The following is a 20,132-nucleotide window of genomic DNA, read 5'->3' as shown; positions in this document are numbered from 1 at the left end:
TCGAGCGCGTCGGTGCGCTTGGTGTGCAGAATCGTCACCAGGTCCGCGCCATCATCCATTGTGATGTGCGGTTTGTGGTCGATCGCCGCCATGATGTGCTGGTAATACGTGTCATTGTCCTCGCCCTTGATGGCAAAAACCGCGATGCCCTGATCGCGCACCAGGCTCGCCGAAACATCGTCCTGCGTCGAGAGCGGATTCGACGCGCACAGCACCACGTCCGCTCCGCCGTCGCGCAAACAAATCGCCAGGTTCGCTGTCTCCGCCGTAACGTGCAGGCAGGCCGAGATGCGCATTCCCTTCAGCGGCTGGTTCTTGATGAATTCCTTGCGGATAATCTGCAGCACCTTCATGGACTGGTTCGCCCACTCAATGCGCTTTTTGCCCAGTTCGGCCAGTTCTAAACTCTTGATATCGGAATTAACCTGTGCTGCTGTCGACATACGCCTCCTGTGGCGCCTTCATGCTAAGAATTTGAGTTTGTTGACGAAGAATAGTTCAGATACAAGTGCTCTGTCAGAATACACGAATCAAACCTGGATTCGTTATCTTGAAAATACTCTTAGGGGAATAACACTATTGTCATCCTAAGCAAGCGCTTTTCACGCCGCGAAGGATCTGCCCGAGCCGCGCGTCCGGCTCGCTTCCCTCTCGCTTTACTTCCGCACTCCCACCGGCTCCCGCACACCGGCATCGCTCGCCAGCTTCGCCGCCTTATTGGTCGCTTCCCAAGTGAAGTCCGGATCATTCCTTCCGAAATGCCCATACGCCGCGGTCTTCTTGTAAATCGGCCGCCGCAAATCCAGCGACTCGATAATCCCGCGCGGCGTCAACTTGAAATTCGCGCGGACCAAATCCGAAAGACTTTCCGGATTCACTTTCTCTGTGCCAAACGTATCCACGCGCACGCTCACCGGCTCCGCCACGCCGATCGCATAGGCTAACTGCACTTCGCAACGATCCGCCAACTTCGCCGCAACAATGTTCTTCGCAATATACCGCGCCATGTAAGCCGCCGAGCGATCCACCTTGGTCGGATCTTTTCCGCTGAACGCTCCGCCGCCGTGACGGCCCATGCCGCCGTAAGTATCGACGATGATTTTCCGGCCCGTGAGTCCGGTGTCTCCCATCGGACCGCCAATCACAAACCGCCCAGTGGGATTGATGTGATACTTCGTATCCGCATCCAGCAAATGCGCCGGAATCACCGCCTGAATCACATGCTTCAGAATTCCAGCCCGCAATTCGTCGTTGGTCACAGTCTCCGCATGCTGCGTCGAAATTACGACCGCATCCACGCGCACGACATTTCCCTTGGCATCGTACTCAACCGTCACCTGTGACTTCCCATCCGGACGAAGAAACGGCAGCGTCCCATTCTTCCGCACCTGCGACAACCGCTGCGTGAGTTTGTGCGCCAGCGAAATCGGGGTCGGCATCAACTCCTCGTTCTCATTCACCGCATACCCGAACATCATTCCCTGGTCGCCGGCGCCGCCGGTGTCGACGCCCATGGCGATATCGCCCGATTGTTTGTTGATGCTGGAGATGACGGCGCAGGTGTTGCAGTCGAAGCCGTGGAGGGCGTTGTCGTATCCGATGGACTGGACGGTGCCGCGAACGACTTGCTGGAAATCGACGTAGGCTTTGGTGGTGATTTCTCCGGCGATAACGACCAGGCCGGTAGCGGTGAGAGTTTCGCAAGCGACGCGGCTGGCGGGATCGTCGGCGAGGCAGGCGTCGAGGATGGCGTCGGAAATCTGGTCGGCGATTTTGTCGGGATGGCCTTCGGTCACGGATTCAGAAGTGAATAAATAACGGTTCTTAGAGGGCAAGTTGTATCTCTCCTTGAGTGCACGTGTCAGCGGGAGTTGAGTCGCGAGCGGCACGTGGCGAAAAACTTCGGACTAGGTACCTGAGCGCTCGCGATGAGCGAAAGGCGAAAAGAAGTCCTCAAAAAAGGCTAACAGACCGCTTCCCAAGGCGCAACGGTTTTGACCCTAAATGGCCGAGTTTGAATTCAACAGCGGAAATGGGGGCGTGGATGGGGAATTGTCGAATCTGGCCGTCACGGTGGGGAAAAAGTTTAGACGCCTCGTACCGAAGGCGGCGGAGGGAGCGATCACACGTGTGTCAGCCATGACCGTCAGCCCCTTCGAACCAACTCGGATTAAATCGCGATTACACTCCCTGACACACCTACTTCTCTTTCTCTAGCCCCGCCGCGAACGCGTCCAGCGATAGCGATCGCAGCAGGTTCCTTCGCATGCCACGTTCCACCTCGGCCAGGCGGTCGGACGCCGCCGTGATCCACTCGAAGTCGGCGGACTCGGCCAGACGCTTCAACTCCGAGGCGATGTCGGTATTTCTGACCAACTCCGGCACGCGCGCCTCAATCGACGCCAGATCGCGTAGCAGCGAATAGAGCGTGCGAATCAACTGCTCCGTCTTTTCCCGGCCCTCCGCCCCCGGACGGTACGACTCGGTCACCTTGAACAATTCGCTGTGCTCGCCACCTAGCAAGGCTGACCTCAAAATGGCCAGCGCGTGCGCGCGGGACGCAACATAAGCCGCGAGATCGAAACTGCGAGCGCGTCCTACTGCTCCTTCGCATAACCGCGCCACGAGCGTACTCTCGGTCGCCTTCCACTCCGGACGATGCTCCGCCAGAAAGCGTTCAATTTCTTCTGGCGGCAACGCGGCCAGATGAAACACCATGGACCGCGAGCGGATCGTCGGCAGCAGTTCGCCCGGATTCTCGGTCAGCAGAAAAATCGTGGCGAACTCCGGAGGCTCCTCCAGCACCTTGAGCAGCGAGTTCGCGGCTTCCTTCATGAACGCCGAATCGGTGAAGATGTAAACCCGTTCTCGGCCCTCAGCCGGCCGGTAATAAATTGTCTCGATCACGCGCCGCACCTGGTCGACCTTGATCATCATCTGCGGCGGATCGGGAGGAATTACCAGCACGTCGGGGTGGGTCTGCACAAACAGCCGAGTCTCTTTCTTGTCGGCCTCGCGCAGATTCTCGCGGGCCTCGACGGCCTCGGCAAAGCGCGCATGGAGATCGGCCGCCTGCGCGATGCGCCGGCAGTTCGCGCATGTCCCACAAAAATCGGGCAACCCATCGGTGGTCGTAGGCGTAAGACAGTTCAACGCCTGCGCCAGCATCAGCGCCAGCGTGTACTTCCCTGATCCCGCACCGCCCGCAAGTACAACCGCGTGCGGAAAGCGCTCGCGCGCCAGCATGTCGCGCAGGCGATGGACGGTCTCGGCGTTCCCGTAGAAATCAGAAAATGGCATAAGCCTTAGGGGTCATGAGCTTCTAGCCTCTAGCTCCCAGCTGAACCGTTCGTCGGTTTAGCTAGAAGCTAGAGGCTAGAAGCTAGAAGCCCGGGTAGCGGAATGATCTCCTACAACTTCAACTTCTGACGGACCACTTCCACAATCTTCTGATGCGTCTGTCCCGGCGTGCCGCGCGCGTTGACCACCGCGACCCGCCCGTGGTCCCGCGACGCGATCGCCAGATATCCTTCATGCACGCGCGCAAAAAACGTCCGCGTCTCCGATTCGAAGCGGTTCTCGTCAGCGTGCCCCGGCTTCGCAGCCTTAAAACTTCGCTTATTCCGCCGTCGCGCCCGACTCACGCTCGCACCCGCGTCGGAGTCCAGAAGAATCGTCAAGTCTGGCTGCAAGTTCCCGCACAGCACCCGATGCAACTCCCGCACCGCGGCGCTTCCCAGCTTGCGTCCGTGCCCCTGATACGCCTCGGTCGAATCGGTAAAGCGATCGCAGAGCACGATGCCGCCCGCGGCCAGCGCGGGCTCAATCACCTCGGCGATATGCTGCGCCCGCGAAGCGAACATCAGTGCCATCTCGGCCAGCGGCGACAGCCCCGCTGTGCCGGAATCGAGGAGTACTTTGCGAATCTTCTCTCCGGTTAGCGTCCCGCCGGGCTCGCGCGTCTCAACGACTTTGTGTCCCGCCGCGCGCATCACCGCCGCCAGCTTCCGCATCTGCGTGCTTTTGCCCGTTCCATCGAGCCCTTCAAACGTGATGAACTTTCCGCGCCGGGACATCCTGCGAAATCATAGCAGCCACGACAGCGATTCTGCTGAATGTGCGATTCGTATCAGGGCATCGCTTCAGCGATGCCGCTTGAGGCCACGAAGGGCGAACGGCTTTAGCCGCTGGCTGTCCACGCAGTCGCAGCGGCTAAAGCCGACTCGTGCACTCTGCCGTTGCGGCACGCCTGAAGGCGTGCCCTGATACGAATCATGCACCCTGTACCGCCGCACTCTCCGGCTGCTATAGTCATAAATTCCGCGTCAAAAGAATCCGTCCATCACGAACATGGGGGCCCAGTAAGAATGAACCTCTCCAAGTCCTTGGGAGCAGTCTGCATCGCGTTCCTAGCCGTTTCCGCGTGGGCCGTCACTCCGCCCAGCGTCACCATCTCCGTAGACGCCACCACCGCTCCCCGCAAAATCTTCCACGCCTCGCTCAAGATTCCCGCGTCGCCAGGCGACCTCACCCTCTACTACCCCAAATGGATTCCCGGCGAACACGCCCCCGACGGCCCCGTCGTCGACCTTGCCGGCTTAAAGTTCAGCGCGAGCGGCAAGATTCTGAAATGGCGTCGCGCCCTCGACGACGGCTTCACGCTCCACGTTGAAGTCCCCGCAGGCACGACCGAAATTTCCGCCGAACTCGACTTTCTTTCTCCCGCCACTTTCGAGAGTGGATTCTCCGCCGGTTCTTCGGCCACCGACAAGCTGGCGATCATCAGTTGGAACCAGGTCCTGCTCTATCCCAAAGGCTGGAAGTCCGACGACATCAATTACTCCGCCAGCCTGAAGCTTCCTGATGGCTGGAAGTTCGGCACTGCCCTGCCAGTGACGGGCCACAGCGGAAACGAAATCAAGTTCGCCACGGTCTCGCTTACTACGCTGGTTGACTCCCCGGTCATCACTGGAGAATTCCTCAAAGTCGTCCCGCTCGCCCAGGATCCCGTCACCGAAATGGATATCGCTGCCGACAGCGCCGCCGCGCTCGACGCCCCGCCGGAAGTCTGGGATCACTACCGGAATCTGGTCGATCAGGCCGGGAAACTTTTCGGCGCGCACCATTACCGCGATTACCACTTTCTCTACACGCTGAGCGATCACGTGGCGCACTTCGGCCTGGAGCATCACGAATCCGACGATAGCCGGGTCAGCGAGCGCTCTCTGGTCGACGACACCGCGCGAAGAATGTCGGCCACTCTGCTGCCTCATGAATATGTGCACTCGTGGAACGGGAAATTCCGCCGCCCCGCCGACCTCGCCACTCCCGACTATCAGCAAGCCATGCAGGACGATCTGCTCTGGGTCTATGAAGGCCTGACCAACTATCTCGGCGAAGTGCTCACCGCCCGCAGCGGCCTGCTCACCCACGACCAGGAGCGTCAAGATCTGGCGCGCACCTCCGCCGCGCTCGATCATCTTCCCGGCCGCGAATGGCGCAACCTGCAGGATACCGCCGATGCCGCTCCACAACTCTATTTCTCATCGAACAGTTGGTACTCCTGGCGCCGCAGCACCGATTTTTATGCGGAAGGTACGCTGGACTGGCTCTGGGTCGATGTGATCATTCGCCAGCAAACCAAAGGCGCCAAATCGATCGACGATTTCTGCCATCTTTTTCACGGCGCTCCCAGCACCGCGCCGATGGTTAAGACCTATACCTTTGACGACGTGGTCAAAACCCTGAACCAGGTTGTTGCCTACGATTGGCGGGGCTTCTGGACTGAACGCCTCACCAACCACGGGCCCGGCGCGCCCCTCGGCGGCATCGAAGGCGGGGGATGGAAAGTGGTCTACGACGAAACCCCTTCTGAAATGAGCAGCAGCGCTCAGGGCATGTTCCACTTTGTCGACGCTGCGTACTCGCTCGGCCTGCAACTGAACGACGATGGCGGAGTCGCCGACACCATCGAAGGCATGCCCGCCGCGAAAGCCGGCATTGGACCGGGCATGAGACTGGTAGCCGTGAATGGCCGACGCTTCTCCGGCGAAGTCCTGCGTGACGCGCTCAAAGCCGCGAAAAACAATACAGCGCCGATCGAGTTGCTGGTGGAGAATGCCGAGTATTACAAAACCTATAACATCGACTACCACGGTGGCGAGAAATATCCCCATCTGGTGCGTGATGAGTCCAAGCCAGATTTGCTGAGCGAGATATTGAAAGCGAAGTGACGACCCGACTGCGACGTAGCAGCGATGTTCTCGAACAAGAAAACCCTGGAGTGATGTCATCCTGAGGAGGGCGCAAGCCCTCCGAGGGACCTGACGAAACGCAGGCAGCAGCTATGCAGTCGAAAAGTCCCTCCACGCTGCATGCAGTGAGAGCTTTCCCGTCCACGCCATCGCGGCGTCCATCTGACGTAAGGTCCCTCATGCCGGCTCCGCCGCCATTCAGGATGACAAGGCCGTCTGGCTATATTCCTATTTCGGGAAGCCCAGAGTGCGAATGTGACATCCGTCACAGACTCTTGCTGCTCCGCATCTGCATGCTCAACCCATGGCCAAGACCTACTACGTCTATATCCTCAGCAGCCAGCGCCGCGCTCTCTATATCGGCATGACTAGTAATATCGAACAGCGAATCTTCCAACACAAGACGCACGCGTTCGCCGGGTTCACCGCAAAATACAATATAAGCAGCCTGGTTTATTTCGAGCGCCACGGTTCCGTCCTGACGGCGATACGGCGCGAGAAAGAAATGAAAGCCTGGCGTCGCCAAGAAAAAATCGACCTCATCGAGTTAGCCAATCCAAAGTGGAAAGATCTAAGCTACGGCTGGTACCAACGCCACCGCTATCAACCAGACAGTAAAGTCAGTTAGCGACGCAACACGGGCCAGTATCGGAAACTAAGCTAGCGCGATGTCATCCTGAAGAGGGCGCAAGCCCTCCGAGGGACCTGACGAAAAGCATGCACCTGTGTGCAGTCATAAGTCCCTGCACGCTGCATGCAGTGAGAGCTTTCCCATCCACGCCATCGTGGCGCCCATCTCACGTGAGGTCCTTCACGCCGGCTGCGCCGACATTCAGGATGACAACGATCGTGTTGACAGCCGATGCTGTAGCATAGCTGCGTCCTCGAGAACCATGACCCACACCCGAGCTACTCTCACTCTCATCAGCCTCGCCGCTCTATTCGCCACTTCAGTCCGCGGCCAAATCCTCGGCTTTACCCCCGCCTCAGCCGCCCACGAAACCGCCGTGGAAACGAAATATAAATCCATCCCCACCCCCGATGAAGAACGCCGCCAGCATCGCATCTTCACCGCCGAACCTCACGTCGCCGGATCGAAACGCAACAACGAACTCGCCGACTACATCGCCGCCGAATGGAAGAAGCAGGGACTGGAAGACGTCGTCATCCGCCGCTACGACGTCTACGGCACCAATCCGAAAAGCGCGTCGCTGGAAATAATCGCGCCCATCCACTACCGGGCAGTCCTGCGTGAACAACCCATCGCCGGCGATGCCGACTCCAACAATCCCGCAATCAGCGGCGCATGGCTCGGCATGTCAATCTCTGGCGAGATCACCGCGCCTGTGGTCTATGCGCACAGCGGCAATCCCGAAGATTACGATCTGCTGCGCAAGAATGGAATCAACGTCAAAGGAAAAATAGTCCTTGTCCGCTACTCGAACCCGTACAGCTACCGCGGATTCAAAGCGCTGACCGCGCAGCGCGAAGGCGCGGCCGCAATTCTGATCTACAGCGATCCGCAAGAAGACGGCTACAAGAAAGGCAAAGTCGGCCCCAATGGCCCGTGGGGACCGGAATACAAAATTCAGCGCGGCTCGATTACCTATGACTTCATGGTCCCCGGCGACCCGACCACTCCGGGATGGGCTTCTGTCCCAGGCGCGAAGCGCATTCCCATTGAGCAAGCCGCATCGGCGCCGAAAATTATGGCGCTGCCGCTGTCCTGGCACGACGCCAAGCCTCTGCTCGAAAACATGGACGGTCCCGTCGCGCCAGAAAATTGGCAAGGCGGACTGCCCCTTCAGTATCACCTCGGCGGCGAGCGCGCGAAAGTCCATCTGAAGATCGAAATGGACAACGGCATCCAGCCCTACTACGTGGTCGAAGGCCACATCCGCGGTGCGGAACTGCCTGATGAATGGGTCGTGCTCGGCAACCACCGCGATGCCTGGGCCTTCGGCGGCGTCGACCCATCGAGCGGCACCGCGTCGATGATGGAATTGACGCGGGCCATGGGACAACTCGCGAAAGAAGGCATGCGCCCGCGCCGCACGCTCGTGATCTGTAGTTGGGACGGAGAAGAGATCGGCCTCACCGGCTCCACCGAGTGGGGAGAACAATTTGCCGACGAACTCCGCGCCAAAGCCGTCGCTTATATTAACGTCGACGAAGCCACATCAGGCCCCAACTTCCACGGGCAGGCCGTCGCCTCGCTCGCGCCCTTGCTGGTCGAAACCAGCCGCACGCTTCAGGATTCATCCGGCAAGAGCCTCTACGACGCCTGGAAAGTCACGGCAGAGCGCGAAAAAGAAGAAGGCACGCAAACTGGCCAGATGAACGATTCCGGAGTCAAAGATTCCGGTCTCGCCGACACCCGCATCGGCAGCGGCTCGGACCATACGGTGTTTCTGAATTTCGTCGGCATGCCCGTGATCGGCTTGCAGTTCGACGGCGACTACGGCGTCTACCATTCCGGCTACGACGACTTTTACTGGATGAACCACTTCGGCGATCCCGGCTACCGCTATCACACGCTCATGTCGCAGCTGTGGGGCGTGACCGCTCTGCGCCTCGCGAATGCTGATCTGCTCCCTTTTGACTTCGCCAACTACGGCAGCAACATCCGCCAGTTCGTGGATGATCTCGCTAAAGCAAATCACATGTGGGGACAGCCGCCCTCGGCTGTCCAGCCGGGCGAAGCCCGGCAGTCGCCGCCGCTGGATCTGAAGCCGGTGCAAGATGCTATCGACGCCTTCGAAGTCGCCGGAAAAAAGCTAAACGATTCCCTAAGCCGCAAACTCGCTTCCGGCCCAATCGATCCCCAGTTCGCGCTAACCCTCAACCACGGCATGATGCAAGTCGAGCGCAACTGGCTAAACCCCGACGGCATCCCCGGCCGCCCATGGTTCAAACATATCCTCTACGGCGCCCGCTTCACCTACGCCCACCTGGAGTTACCCGGATTGACCGAAGCGGTCGAAGCCCAAGACTGGCCGACGGCGAAGCAGCAAGCAGAAATCCTGCAGCGCGCCCTGGAGAAGAACACAAAACTCATTGGCGAGTTGAACTACAGTCTGCAGTAACCACCTGCGTCCATCAACCAGACGGAAGCAGCGTAATCACTCCCGGGATGAGTCACTTAGCCGACGCCTCAGTTCCCAGCAACGGAATGAGAAAACGGCCGTGCTCCCAATCGTGTGCGAAGGAGAGAAACTCTCCATCGTAGACGCAAGCGACATTATTCCCGCTTTCGTCGCTATCGACTCTGAAGCGCTTTAAAACCTCGCCTGACAGCGGGTCAATCTGGTAAATGAAGCTGCGTTTTCCCGAACTGACGTGCAGATAGAGGTCGCGGTTGCTGACAACGATCCTATCGAACTTTGTATTTGGAGGTAGTCTTGGATAGAGCGCTCGGACCCCGCCGCCTTCTTTAACCTCCAGCAGGGGCAGATCTGCGCCCCTCTGAAGAACGAAGACGGAAGACTTTTGGGGGACCAACTGAACCGGGGCCACTACGTAGACTCCGGAATCGACGTTAGCGGAGTCTGCGTTACCGGGCCCTTTGCTGAGGGCTGACTTACGCATCGCTCCTCTTGCCGGGCGCAACATGCGAAGCAGGGTCCCATCGTCTTTAAAAAAGGCGAGCTTCGGTGCGTGGTCAGCTTCAGCAAATCCGTAGATTAGAATATTGCCAGACTCGAGAACGCCCACCTCGGAAGCGCGGAAGTCGTCCTGAATTTGCATCTTTCCCCGGTACTGGCCGCTTCGGTCAAACGCGACAAGATAGTCGTGATAGACCGCGGCAGTGGGCTGTTCTGGTTTACTATCAGGCGACGCGCGAACCAGAAAAAAAAGACCGGACGAGCTTACCGAATGGCTGCGTTCTTGAATGTCGTAAAGGCCGGGCGCCTCCGCGAGTCGGTACTTTTGGACCTCGCCGGACCGGGGAATCGCAGCAAGGAAACGACCGCTTAAATCCTGGAAGTTGACAACCGGCGCGGGATCGAACATCCCCACGAACACCGTGCCGTCTTCGGTGCACTCGAACGGGAGCATCATCACAGGAGTAGCCTTCAACCCCCCGAGGGGCTCGCCCCTCTCAAAGACGACATCAAAGAGAGGCGTGGGTGCCCGCGGTGCCGCCGGTCGGGATCTCGCCGCTTTGTCTTGGGAAGCCCCCACCTGGATCAATAGCAAGATTAGAACTGCTACTCGGAAGATGTTCAACACGGCTAACTCCCCTGCCTACGCACGATCATTCCAGCAAAACCAGGCACGGGTCTAAAGCCGTCGCGGCGGGAGCCCCGGTGTAGGCGGAAACTACCGCGACAATCTGGGATTAAGTAATCGGCTAGCTGAACATACCGCTTTTCTCCGCGAGGCACCTTTAAGGCGGCTCCCACACAGTTGCCGTAAGCGCCAATCACGGAGGGCTGACTCTCGCCGCAGCATAGCACAGATCCCAGTATTGGAAACTGCCCATACGCGAAGTCGGGCCCAGGCTCGATAATCTGCCCCGAGCCGGAACAGTTCGGCCCTTCGCAGTAGATGTCGTAGACAGTTGGGGTCTCCATGCAAGCATGACAGAGGGCCCCGCTCAGACCAAGCAAAAACACCAGCTCTAGCAATATCAATTTCATCGTCCCTCCCAATTATCTTCGCACAGCACTCGAATACTGTCGGAACTGTGCGACCTCGAATTCGCGACGGACGGCATGATAGCGGCCTTAACTGTGCAAAATCGCTCCTGCTCCTTTTGCGTTCCGATTTCGTAACATCCCGCGCCTAAGTCCTTGTAAGATGCCCATGGTCAGTACCGGGCATTCGACCCCTGGCAAAAAAGCTTGTTCCACTTTCGTAACCCAGCCGAGAGGGCTCGTGCGACATCAGATTTTCATCGGCAACGTCAGGTCGGAATGCAATCGTTCGGAGTTGCCAGCCCTAGCGACTGGAGGCGGAAGCTGGGCCCTGCTGCAGGGCCTAACCCCGTTGGCCACTTCGCCCGCCCGCTGCGATCCTCACGTCGTAGTCATTCTGTAGATTGAGCCAGAACTGCGCCGGCAGATTGAAATATTTTCCCAACCGAATGGCAGTATCCGCGCTGATCGCCCGCTCACCGCGAACTACTTCGTAAGTACCGAGGAAATCGAGGTTCTTGCCAAAGCATACGCGCTAATACCCAACGGCTCCATAAATTCCGTCTTCAGGATTTCTCCCCGATGCACGGCGAACAGCTTCTTCGATCTGGCCATTTCGACTCCTGGTGACAATCATTCTGACTCATTCATCTCCCGTTCCATCACTATCCGCAGTGCGCCGTTGATCCGTGTCTGGTAGCGGCGCCCGTCGCGTTTGAACCAGGCCAGCACGTCGGCATCCAGACGCAATGTGACCGGCTTCTTGATTGGCTTGTAGAACTCCAGCACTTCTCTCATCGAGACCGGATTCGACGATTCGACCGAGGCTGATAGGCTCAAACCGGTGCGCCCAGTTCGCCGCCGCGCGCTCGCATTTTTCCCGCTGCGCCTGGCATTTCTTGCTTTTTTCGTAAGTCGTTTTTTCTGTGCCATTTGCCTCACTATACTTATTCATTTGTACGTACGCACTCGTAATAAAAGTGTTCCTGCAGGAACACTTGTGCAAAACTTGCAAAACTTACCCCGCTGCCTCCACGACCAGTTCGTCGTCCTGCATGAAGTCGAAGGCGTCTTGGGGCACCGGATTCTGCCACACTGGAGCGAAGGACTGGCGATGCAACGGCGTCGGCCCCAGCGTGCGTAACGCAGCCAGATGTTTCGGGGTGCAGTATCCCTTGTGCGAGGCCAACCCGTAGGCGGGAAAGACGGCGTCCCAGTCGCACATCATGCGGTCGCGCTCGACTTTGGCCAGGATGGATGCGGCTGCGATCGACGCCGAGAGCGCGTCGCCATGGATAATGGGGTATTGCGGCTGCGCGCAATCCAGGCGCAAGGCATCGACCAGCAAGTGGTCGGCCGCGGGCGCCAGGCGCATGACCGCATCGCGCATGGCCGCCCGCGACGCGTGATAAATGTTGATCTGATCGATGCGGGCTGCGTCCACCGCCGCCACGGCCCACGCGACCGCGTGTTCGCGGATGCGCTCCGCCAGTACTTCCCGCCGCTCCGGCAAGAGTAGCTTCGAGTCGCGCAGCCCGCGCACCCGGTATGCCGGGTCAAGGATTACAGCCGCTGCCACGACGCATCCGAACAGAGATCCGCGGCCGACTTCGTCCACCCCCGCGACCAGGCGCGCGCCCGACGCCCAGGCCTTCTTTTCATAGCGCAACGTGCAGCGTAGTTTTTTCAGCAGGCGCAACTTGGCGGCGGAGGGCGACAGCGTTCGTGCAGGCGGCGACTTCATCGCAAAATGGGCAGTTGTCCAACATCTTCGTCGAGTGTGCGAAATCCTGCAAGCAAAAAGCAGATTCCTCGCTTCGCTCGGAATGACAAATCCTTTAGCTTCCCACTTTCCCGCCAGCCCCCCACTTTTCCTTCCGCCCCCACTTTTCCTTCCGCCCCCACTTTCCCCGCCAGGCCCACTTTTCCCTTAGCCCACCGCTTTTCCGATGCCGTCCCACCTGCGGGCCAGCCCTGAGCCACGGTAGTAATACCGCTCAGTAACCATACTGAGATTACGCACGTACATTGTCCGACCGGACATGTACTGGTAACTTCATCTCAAGTCGAGAGCAAGTGCGGAGAGGTCGCTGTGCAAAACAAATCCAATCCACAAGAGAAACAGAATGGGCTGCTCACCGGCAAGGTGGTGCACCTTGCGATACCCGTACGCTGGAGCTTGATGGGCCAGGAAGGCCGCGGGGCCAGCGAGACGGCATGTACCTATGACATCCACCCGCACGGCGCAAGGTTGCTCAGCTCGCGCCAGGTCAACGTCGGCGATCTGGTGATGGTGGAGCGCGGGCGCAACAAAGCTATCTGCCAGGTGATGTGGTCCGGGCATCCGGATTCTCCGTTGCGCGGCCAGTTCTCGGTGCAATGCGTTGAGGGGAGGACTCCGTGGGAGGATGAATTGCGTCAGATGCAGGAGCAGTATCAGCCGGTTATTCTTGACGCCCCAGTCGGCAGGTCGATGCTCGGCAAGTCAATGCGTGGATTTGAGCGTCCCGATGCCAACCGGCGGCGGCGGCCGCGCTTCTACGTCGAGGGCCAGGCCGAGGTAATTGACGGCGTGCAGCGGGCAGCGGGCGAAGTGCAGCAGATTTCCGAATATGGCGCGCGCATTTCTGCCACGGAAATCCTGCGCCCCGGAACCGACTTCCGCCTTATGCTGAACATGTTCGACATCAGCGTAGCGGTGAAGGCGCAGGTGAAATATCTGGTCGACAATCTCAGCATGGGTGTGGAGTTCCAGCAGATTCGCCGGGGCGACCGGCCGTTGCTTAGTTATGTGTTGAGCAAAGTCCGCAAGAAACGGGTCGAGGAGTTCGTCGAAGTCGAAGTAGTGCGGGAGCCTCTGGCCGCAGTGGCAAGCTAGTCGCCGACGAACGGCGTCAAGCAAAACCAGGCGAGTTCTTGCCTGGCAGTGGCCGTATCCCTTCGACTTCGCGCAGGGTAAGCTCCGACCCGGCCCCACACAAGCGAAACTACACAGCAGAACCGTTAGCTCTTTTCAACGTCGCGCAGGCGGGCGGCCTTGCCCCTCAATCCGCGCAGGTAGAACAGTCGGGCGCGCCGAACCTTGGACGAGCGCATTAGTTCCACCTTGTCGACCACCTTGGAATTGATCGGGAAGATACGTTCCACGCCCTGGCCAAAGCTGATCTTGCGGACGGTGAAGCTGGCTTGCGGACCGTTGTCTCGCTTGATGACCACGCCTTCGAAGGCCTGCACGCGTTCTTTGTCGCCTTCTTTGATCTTGACGTGAACTCGAACGGTGTCACCGGGATGGAAGCCGGGGATGTCGGTGCGTTGCGATTTGGCCAGCAGCTTTTCGATGATTAGGTTTGACATTGTCGTTTATCCTTGGTGAAAAATCGTCGGTCGTCGGTCGTCGGTCGTTAGTCGTCGGTCGTTGGCCTTGAACTAAGAGCTACGCCCTAAGACCTACGACCATTTCAATCTTTGTTCGCTCCGTCGCGCCTGATAAGATCCAGAATCTTTTTATCGTCCTCGCTCAACGTGGCGCCTTCGAGCAAATCCGGGCGATTGCGCAGCGTTTTTCTTAGTGCTTGTTCCTTGCGCCAGCGGCGGATTTCCTGGTGATCGCCGTTCAGCAAAACTTCCGGCACTGCCATCCCGTGAAAATCTGCGGGACGCGTGTAATGCGGATAGTCGAGCAATCCGCCGGAACCGCAGGTCGAATCCGCCGCGTCGGCAGCTTCTCTTTCGGGGTGCGCCGTGAATGACTCTTGGCGCGTCGAGGCTTCGTTTCCGACAGCGCCGGGCAGCAATCGCGTCACCGCCTCGATGATCACCGCCGCGCCCAGTTCCCCACCGCTCAACACGTAATCGCCAATCGACAACTCGCGGTCGGCGAGAAAATCGGCGACGCGCTCATCCACGCCCTCGTAGCGGCCGCAGATCAGAACCATGCGATCCAACATCGCCAACTCTGCTGCGACCTGCTGCGTGAAGCGCTGGCCCTGCGCCGACAGCAGAATTACCGACTGCTTCGCGCGGCCCGCGATTCGCTCGTTCATGCGAACTTCGCGGCTTGCCAGCTGCAACGTTTCCAGACATTCAAAGAGCGGTTCCGGCTTGAGCACCATGCCTTCGCCGCCGCCGAAAGGGCGGTCATCCACGGTGCGGTGCCGGTCATGCGTGAACTCGCGCAGATCGTGGACTTCGATTTTCGCCAGGCCCATCTCGCGGGCCCGGCGGGTAATGCCGTGATCCAGCGGTCCAGCGAAAAAGCCGGGAAAGATCGTGAGAATATCGGCTTTCATGGACCTGAAAACTTAAACCCTTAACCACAGAGGGCACTGAGGTTCACAAAGAAACCTGCTCAATGCTTTTTATTTCTTTCTGACTGCTGTTCCTGCTTTTCTTCTGGCGTTACTGGGGCGTTTACTTCTAACAGACCCTCCGGCAAATTCATCCGCACCTGACGATGCGCTATATCTACACCCTCGAGATACGCTTCAGCGAAGGGCACGTCGAACTTCTTGCCTTCTTTGTTGTCAACGATCAGCAGCGGGGCTTCGCCGGCTCCGAACTGAAGGTCTTCGATCCGTCCGATTTCGCGGATGTGATCGAAAACTGTGCATCCGATTAGATCGCTTACGTAGGTCCAGCCCGCTTCCAGTTGCGCGCGTTCGGTTTTCGGAACCTGCAACTCAGAGCCGATCAGCAACTCGGCGTCGTTCATCGAATCAACACCGCGAAACTTCAGAACGACCAGACCTTTATGCGGCCACAAATCTTCTACTTCCAGTTCGCGCCTTGTATCTTCGGGCTTGGCGAGCGCCGACTTTGCCAGCGCGAACAACTTCATGCCTGCGGCGAAGCGTTCCGGCACGTTGCTGTGAACTTCCGCTGCAACCTCGCCGTGTCGGCCTTGCGTCTTCACGACGCGGGCCAGGGTGATGAACTCGCCGCGCGCATCGGCCATACCTTACTCGAGAATTTCGAGCGTATAGCGCTTACGGGCGCGATGGCCGGCGGCACTCAACAAGGCGCGCAGGGCGCGAGCGGTCCGGCCCTGGCGTCCGATTACTTTGCCCACATCGCTTTCCGCGACTTCGAGTTCGATTACGTCGTCGTCGAATTTCTCGACGAAAACTTCGTCGGGAGCGTCGACCAGCGACTTCGCAATCAGCTCGACGAGCGTTACGACGTTTCCTGAGGTCTCAGTCATAAGAGTAATTCTCACCCGTGGAAATGAATTCAACACGCCCGTCGGGCGGCCCTCAGTGGCTGAAGCCGCAGTCTGTTGCGGCGTATACGGCACGACTAAAAGTCGTGCCCTGATACGAATCCTCGGCACATCGTTGGGCAGCCGAACTAGGCGGCGGAGCCGGCAGCGGCCGGAGCCGGGGTCTTCGAGAACAGTTTGCCGACGCGCTCCGACATTTGCGCGCCCTTCGACACCCAGTACTCGACGCGATCGCGCTTCATCTCGACGCTGGCGGGATTGGTGCGGGGATTGTAGGTCCCGACCACTTCCACCGGACGGCCGTTGCGGGCGCGCGCCTTCTCAATCACCACGATGCGATAGTGCGGTTGTTTGCGCGCACCACGGCGCGCCAGACGAATCATTAACACAGGTCTTATATCCTTGTTCCGGAAGAGTCCGGTGAGATCGAGGCAAACTCTTATTATGCCGGAGGTTAGGCGGGAATGCAACGTCCTCGTGCGCCTTTTATAAAAGTTCTTGGACCCTAAACCTGCGTCGCGCACCGTGGCGAATATGGACAATTGCGACGCGCTTTGGCTTCTCCAGGATACGGTAGATCACGCGATAGACATGAGGCTTATTGCCATAGAGCAGATGACGGAATTGCTTGCTCTCAGGAGTGACGGGGCAGCGATTCGGATGTTCTGCGAGGGTCAGGATCGCTTGCCTAAGGCCCTCATACCAGCGGAGCGCAGCGGAAGATTCGCCTGCGCGGATGTACTCGTAAATTCCCACAAGGTCGCGCTCGGCACGAGCGGCGATTCTAACGAGATATGCCATGCTTGGCTTCGAACTCGGCGAAGAACTCCTGCACGGGGCGCGTTCGGCCTTTCCTCACGTCGTCCATACCCTGGCGAATGCCTTCGCGGGCGTCGGCGGCGGCTGCGATGTCGAGCAGGCGTTGGTAGGCTTGCGCATCCTGGACTACCGCCGCGGCCTTACCCTTCACCGTCAAGACGACCGGGCGTTTGCTCTTTCGAAGTTGCTTGAGGAAATCTGCTGAGCGACGGCGGAAGGTGGTCAATGACTGAATATCCTGGGTAAGGTCAAGCACGTTTATCATCCTCCTAGGCACCTTTTTAGGTGCTCATAGTATACATCCACTGGATCGCAGGCATCCAGTTCGCACATCTAACATCCTAGCTGTGATAGAATGAGTTAGCGGGAAAGAGATCTCGGACTCCGGCCGCGATCGAACGACGGATCGCGGTTCGTCACCTGACCGGGAAACGGCGCGGGGCGATCGTAAAAATCGAGGTCCACAGTCGCGGGAGCGAGGTCGTTAAGTATAGTCTGGCCTATATCAACACGCGAATCAGCGGCGTGGACAATGGCCGGATACTCGGTTACGACAACAGCCACGGACATCATCACCGACACTTCATGGGTGAGGTTTCATCGGTGAATTTTACCGGCTATTCAGCGCTTCTGAAACGGTTTCAACAAGAGTGAACGATCTCTGGAGACACGAAGATGAGCCGAAAAGCTAAAGTACGCGTGGTGACCGAAAGCACCGAAGAGTTTTTCAGCCGGGCTCGCGAAGACGCCCGCAAGCTGGACCGGGGCCGGAAGCTGGAGCCCGAGCTGGTTATTTCGTTCGAAGACGCGAGTGAAATGATGAAGGTGTTGTCGGCGCAACGGCTGCGGTTGCTGCGAGCCAGCAAGACGGCCACGTCAGTCTCTCTGTTAGCCGAAACCCTGAATCGAAATGCTCGTGCGGTCAGCCGGGATATCGACTTGCTGGAATCGTTCGGCCTTCTGCGCACTCGCTATATGCCGAATCCGGGGCATGGAAGGCGAAGGATAGTGGAATCGAGCGCGAAGAAGTATCAATTGATCGCGAGCATTTAACTCGCGGTCGTATTCGTTATCCCTTACTTCTGGAGGTCGCCCTTTGCAGGCTGTCTACATTCTTTCGGGCGCGCGGACGCCGATTGGGAAATTTGGCGGGGCACTGGCTTCTTTGACCGCGGCGGATATGGGCGTGGTCGCGGCGAAGGCGGCGATGGAGCGGGCTGGGGTTGAGGCGGCGCAGATTGACGAGGCGATTTTCGGCTGCGCGCGGCAGGCGGGGGGTGGGCCGAATGTGGCGCGGCAGATTTCGGTGCGCAGCGGCGTGCCGCAGGAGGTTCCGGCGTTTACCGTCAACAAGGCTTGCGCGTCGGGGATGAAGTCGATTGCGCTGGCGTATCAGTCAATTCTTCTCGGCGATGCCAACTGCATTCTGGCGGGCGGCACGGAGTCGATGTCGCGGGTTCCTTATTATTTCGACGGGGCGCGCTGGGGATACCGGCTGGGCAATCAGGAAATGGTCGACGGGATGTATCGCGACGGATTTTTCTGCCCGCTGGCCAAGATGGTGATGGGCGAGACCGCCGAAGTGCTGGCGGAGCAATACAAGATCACGCGCGAAGAGCAGGATGAATTTGCTTTGCTGTCGCAAAGCCGCGCGGCGCGGGCGATTGCGGCGGGACGGTTCGATGCCGAAATTGTTCCGGTGACGATTGAAGGAAAAAAGGGCGCGACTACGTTTGCGAAGGATGAGCATCCTTTTGCCGATGCGAGTCTGGAGAAACTTGGCAAGCTTGCGCCAGTGTTCTCGAAAAGCGGGACGATCACTGCGGGAAATTCCTCGGGAATCACCGATGGGGCTGCGGCGGTGGTCGTCGCCGGCGAGCATTTTGTGAAGCAGAACAGTCTGAAGCCGCTAGCGCGGATTGTCGCGGTCGCGTCAGCGGGCGTCGATCCTCGGACGATGGGGATTGGTCCGGTGCCGGCGCTGCGCAAGTTGGAGGAGAAACATAACTTGAGGTTGCACGAATTTGGACTGATCGAGTTGAATGAAGCGTTCGCGGCACAGGTGCTGGCCTGCGACCGGACATTGAATATGAATCGCGAACGGCTGAATGTGAATGGCGGGGCGATCGCGATCGGGCATCCGATTGGGTGTACGGGTACGCGCATCACCGTGACGCTGCTGCATGAAATGCTGAAGCGCAATACGAAACGGGGTGTGGCCACGCTTTGTGTAAGCGGCGGCATGGGAATGGCGCTGGCGCTTGAAAACGTGGTCTGAACCGGATTATGATTTTGCGGCCCTAGCGGCGTTCCTTATCTTCACAGGATATTCCGCACAGAATATTTTGCACAGAATATTTTGAGGAGGTTCGACCGTGCTTCGATCTTTCATGCTTCGATCTTTCGCTCGCGTTTCCTGTTTCGTGGCCTTGCTGGTGGTCGGTCATTTCGCCGTGGGCCAGGATTTTTCCGCCGACGTTATTAATCAGAAACCAGACGCTGAGGGAATCAAGAAGATTTACTCGACAAAAGACAAGGTCCGGTACGAAGTCCAGGGGCAAAATCCGGCGATGGGGCCGATCGCGGCCATAGTCGATGAGGCGCAGAATAAGTGGCTGATCGTCCTGCCGGAGCGGCACATGTATATGGATTCGTGGCCGCCCATGATGAAGAAGCCTCTGATCACACAACTCTGGCGGGTCGACGATGTGAACGACGCCTGCACGCACTGGAAGAAAGTTGCGGAGCAGTCGGGAACTAATACCAACTGGGGCAGTTGCACCAAAGTAGGCGGCGATTCACTGCACGGACGCAGCGCGGTGAAATATGAAGGCGTTTCTGCCCAAGGAAGTAAGGAATACTACTGGGTGGATACGAAATTGCATTGCGTCATCAAGACGGAGGGCGGCACGGGCGGGGGCATTGAACTGACAAACATTCAAGAAGGATCGCAGCCGTCGAACCTGTTCGAAGTGCCTGCGGGATATCAGAAGGTCGATATGGGCGCAATGATGGGTCAGATGGGTGGGCGGCCCCATTAAGGGAGGCGGTCACAGAAGCGTGGGCGCTGTCCACACATCGTTTGAACCCCAGATCCTTCCATACGCCTGAAGAACGGCTCGGTTCAGGGTGACAATCGCAGTCTTGAAAACCAACTGGCCATAAACTCAGTATCGAACGCGATTGCTCGCTTAATATCGC

Annotated in this window: 23 protein-coding genes; 7 read left to right on the top strand and 16 right to left on the bottom strand. The window is 58.5% G+C overall.

Going from position 1 to position 20,132, the window contains the following annotated elements; genetic code table 11:
- The 4 genes from VGM18_15960 to tmk all read right to left on the bottom strand — a co-directional run.
- On the bottom strand, positions 1-443 hold a 443-nt coding region (locus tag VGM18_15960; protein HEY3974499.1), incomplete at its 3' end, for an adenosylhomocysteinase.
- A 213-nt stretch (positions 444-656) separates the two neighbouring features.
- Complete coding sequence (gene metK / locus VGM18_15955) at positions 657-1,835, bottom strand: methionine adenosyltransferase (GenBank protein HEY3974498.1); 1,179 nt, start codon at positions 1,833-1,835, stop codon at positions 657-659.
- A gap of 364 nt (positions 1,836-2,199) precedes the next feature.
- Positions 2,200-3,300, bottom strand: a complete 1,101-nt coding sequence (locus VGM18_15950) for a DNA polymerase III subunit delta' (protein ID HEY3974497.1) — start codon at positions 3,298-3,300, stop codon at positions 2,200-2,202.
- A 110-nt stretch (positions 3,301-3,410) separates the two neighbouring features.
- Positions 3,411-4,076 carry a dTMP kinase gene (gene tmk / locus VGM18_15945; protein HEY3974496.1) on the bottom strand — a complete coding sequence of 222 codons (666 nt, stop codon included), beginning with the start codon at positions 4,074-4,076 and terminating at the stop codon, positions 3,411-3,413.
- Positions 4,077-4,367: 291 nt separating this feature from the next.
- Here tmk and VGM18_15940 point away from each other — a divergent pair, with 291 nt between their 5' ends.
- The 3 genes from VGM18_15940 to VGM18_15930 all read left to right on the top strand — a co-directional run bounded on the left by VGM18_15940 (position 4,368) and on the right by VGM18_15930 (position 9,340).
- Positions 4,368-6,233, top strand: coding sequence for a M61 family peptidase (locus VGM18_15940; GenBank protein HEY3974495.1), 1,866 nt, complete (start codon positions 4,368-4,370; stop codon positions 6,231-6,233).
- 325 nt (positions 6,234-6,558) lie between these two features.
- Positions 6,559-6,882: a GIY-YIG nuclease family protein gene (locus VGM18_15935; GenBank protein ID HEY3974494.1), complete on the top strand. Its 324-nt coding sequence runs from the start codon at positions 6,559-6,561 to the stop codon at positions 6,880-6,882.
- A gap of 265 nt (positions 6,883-7,147) precedes the next feature.
- Complete coding sequence (locus VGM18_15930; GenBank protein HEY3974493.1) at positions 7,148-9,340, top strand: M28 family metallopeptidase; 2,193 nt, start codon at positions 7,148-7,150, stop codon at positions 9,338-9,340.
- A gap of 52 nt (positions 9,341-9,392) precedes the next feature.
- On the opposite strand, the gene VGM18_15925 is transcribed toward VGM18_15930, so the two are convergent.
- The 5 genes from VGM18_15925 to VGM18_15905 all read right to left on the bottom strand — a co-directional run bounded on the left by VGM18_15925 (position 9,393) and on the right by VGM18_15905 (position 12,638).
- Positions 9,393-10,268: a hypothetical protein gene (locus tag VGM18_15925; GenBank protein HEY3974492.1), complete on the bottom strand. Its 876-nt coding sequence runs from the start codon at positions 10,266-10,268 to the stop codon at positions 9,393-9,395.
- 969 nt (positions 10,269-11,237) lie between these two features.
- A complete protein-coding gene (locus VGM18_15920; protein ID HEY3974491.1) occupies positions 11,238-11,339 on the bottom strand; it encodes a hypothetical protein in 102 nt (33 codons plus the stop codon).
- A 41-nt stretch (positions 11,340-11,380) separates the two neighbouring features.
- The gene (locus VGM18_15915; protein ID HEY3974490.1) at positions 11,381-11,509 is read right to left on the bottom strand and encodes a hypothetical protein; all 129 of its coding nucleotides are present in this window, start codon (positions 11,507-11,509) and stop codon (positions 11,381-11,383) included.
- Between the two features lie 18 nt (positions 11,510-11,527).
- Positions 11,528-11,827, bottom strand: coding sequence for a BrnA antitoxin family protein (locus tag VGM18_15910; protein ID HEY3974489.1), 300 nt, complete (start codon positions 11,825-11,827; stop codon positions 11,528-11,530).
- Between the two features lie 85 nt (positions 11,828-11,912).
- Positions 11,913-12,638 (bottom strand): ribonuclease HII, encoded by a 726-nt coding sequence (locus VGM18_15905; protein ID HEY3974488.1) that lies wholly within the window; start codon positions 12,636-12,638, stop codon positions 11,913-11,915.
- A gap of 348 nt (positions 12,639-12,986) precedes the next feature.
- Here VGM18_15905 and VGM18_15900 point away from each other — a divergent pair, with 348 nt between their 5' ends.
- The gene (locus VGM18_15900) at positions 12,987-13,772 is read left to right on the top strand and encodes a PilZ domain-containing protein (protein HEY3974487.1); all 786 of its coding nucleotides are present in this window, start codon (positions 12,987-12,989) and stop codon (positions 13,770-13,772) included.
- A gap of 125 nt (positions 13,773-13,897) precedes the next feature.
- On the opposite strand, the gene rplS is transcribed toward VGM18_15900, so the two are convergent.
- From rplS to VGM18_15865, 7 genes are all read right to left on the bottom strand, one after another.
- Positions 13,898-14,248, bottom strand: coding sequence for a 50S ribosomal protein L19 (gene rplS / locus VGM18_15895; GenBank protein ID HEY3974486.1), 351 nt, complete (start codon positions 14,246-14,248; stop codon positions 13,898-13,900).
- Between the two features lie 104 nt (positions 14,249-14,352).
- Complete coding sequence (trmD, locus tag VGM18_15890) at positions 14,353-15,183, bottom strand: tRNA (guanosine(37)-N1)-methyltransferase TrmD (protein HEY3974485.1); 831 nt, start codon at positions 15,181-15,183, stop codon at positions 14,353-14,355.
- A gap of 59 nt (positions 15,184-15,242) precedes the next feature.
- Positions 15,243-15,848 (bottom strand): ribosome maturation factor RimM, encoded by a 606-nt coding sequence (gene rimM / locus VGM18_15885; protein ID HEY3974484.1) that lies wholly within the window; start codon positions 15,846-15,848, stop codon positions 15,243-15,245.
- A gap of 3 nt (positions 15,849-15,851) precedes the next feature.
- On the bottom strand, positions 15,852-16,094 hold the full coding sequence (locus tag VGM18_15880; GenBank protein HEY3974483.1) for a KH domain-containing protein: 243 nt from the start codon (positions 16,092-16,094) through the stop codon (positions 15,852-15,854).
- 146 nt (positions 16,095-16,240) lie between these two features.
- Positions 16,241-16,495: a 30S ribosomal protein S16 gene (gene rpsP / locus VGM18_15875; GenBank protein ID HEY3974482.1), complete on the bottom strand. Its 255-nt coding sequence runs from the start codon at positions 16,493-16,495 to the stop codon at positions 16,241-16,243.
- A 103-nt stretch (positions 16,496-16,598) separates the two neighbouring features.
- Complete coding sequence (locus tag VGM18_15870; protein HEY3974481.1) at positions 16,599-16,913, bottom strand: type II toxin-antitoxin system RelE/ParE family toxin; 315 nt, start codon at positions 16,911-16,913, stop codon at positions 16,599-16,601.
- Positions 16,897-17,196: a type II toxin-antitoxin system prevent-host-death family antitoxin gene (locus VGM18_15865; GenBank protein ID HEY3974480.1), complete on the bottom strand. Its 300-nt coding sequence runs from the start codon at positions 17,194-17,196 to the stop codon at positions 16,897-16,899. Before VGM18_15865 ends, VGM18_15870 begins: the two co-directional genes overlap by 17 nt.
- 410 nt (positions 17,197-17,606) lie before the next feature.
- Here VGM18_15865 and VGM18_15860 point away from each other — a divergent pair, with 410 nt between their 5' ends.
- From VGM18_15860 to VGM18_15850, 3 genes are all read left to right on the top strand, one after another.
- Complete coding sequence (locus tag VGM18_15860) at positions 17,607-17,984, top strand: HTH domain-containing protein (GenBank protein HEY3974479.1); 378 nt, start codon at positions 17,607-17,609, stop codon at positions 17,982-17,984.
- A gap of 43 nt (positions 17,985-18,027) precedes the next feature.
- Positions 18,028-19,209, top strand: coding sequence for an acetyl-CoA C-acetyltransferase (locus VGM18_15855; GenBank protein ID HEY3974478.1), 1,182 nt, complete (start codon positions 18,028-18,030; stop codon positions 19,207-19,209).
- 97 nt (positions 19,210-19,306) lie between these two features.
- Complete coding sequence (locus tag VGM18_15850) at positions 19,307-19,972, top strand: hypothetical protein (GenBank protein HEY3974477.1); 666 nt, start codon at positions 19,307-19,309, stop codon at positions 19,970-19,972.
- The last annotated feature ends 160 nt before the right edge of the window (positions 19,973-20,132 follow it).

The organism is Candidatus Sulfotelmatobacter sp. (assembly GCA_036500765.1).
Lineage (GTDB): Bacteria > Acidobacteriota > Terriglobia > Terriglobales > Acidobacteriaceae > Sulfotelmatobacter.
This window is presented reverse-complemented; position numbering and strand designations above follow the sequence as displayed.